Source organism: Micromonospora sp. NBS 11-29 (assembly GCF_002140155.1).
Classification (GTDB): Bacteria; Actinomycetota; Actinomycetes; order Mycobacteriales; family Micromonosporaceae; genus Micromonospora.
Genome location: NZ_NAPR01000011.1, coordinates 120,578 through 121,380 on the forward strand (window position 1 = coordinate 120,578; position 803 = coordinate 121,380).

1 pseudogene is annotated in these 803 nt (G+C 76.4%); it reads left to right on the forward strand.

Going from position 1 to position 803, the window contains the following annotated elements:
- Positions 1-527: pseudogene (locus B1205_RS31550) on the forward strand (ATPase); the annotation flags it as partial.
- Between the last annotated feature and the right edge of the window lie 276 nt (positions 528-803).

Here is an 803-nt window from a genome sequence, read left to right on the forward strand (position 1 = left end):
GCTCGGCGACGCCGGCTCCGGTTTCTGGCTCGGCCGCGAGGCGGTCCGCCGGCTCCTGACCGACCTGGACCGCGCCGACGCCCCGGGCGACCTGGCCCGCCGCATCCTCACCGAACTGACCGGCAGCCCCCAGGTGGCCGCCGAACCCCGGGCGACCGCGACGGCCGTGGTGCAGGCGGTGACCCGACGACCGCCGATCGAACTGGCGCGGCTCGCGCCGCTGGTCGTCACCGCCGCCCGCGAGGGCGAGNCTGATCGCCGAGGCCGCCACGGCGCTGACGGAAACCGTGTCCCGGATCCGCCCGCCCGGCACGACCGCCCCGGTCGTGCTCGGCGGCGGCCTGCTCACCGGCGACACCCCGCTCGCCGACGCGGTCCGCACCGAGCTGACCCGTCGCTGGCCGACCGCCCCGCTGCACACCGCCGGCGACGGCGCCGCCGCCGCGGCCTGGCTCGCCGCACGGGACCTCTCCGAGGTGACCGACCCGACGACGCTGCACGCCCGGCTGGTCCCCCCACCCACCTGACCACGCCGCGCCCTCGCTCCGCTCTGCCCGCGTGGGTGGATCACCAACGGCGCGCTGCCACACCCACCGCGTTCCACCCACCGGCCCACAGGGGCACGAGTGGAACGCCATGGGTGCCAACGAAGCGCTGTCACACCCACCGCGTTCCACCCACCGGCCCACACGCCCACGAGTGGAACGCCATAGGTGCCAACGACGCGCTGCCACACCCACCGCGTTCCACCCACCGGCCCACGGGGGCACNNNNGAGTGGAACGCCATGGGTGCCAACGACGC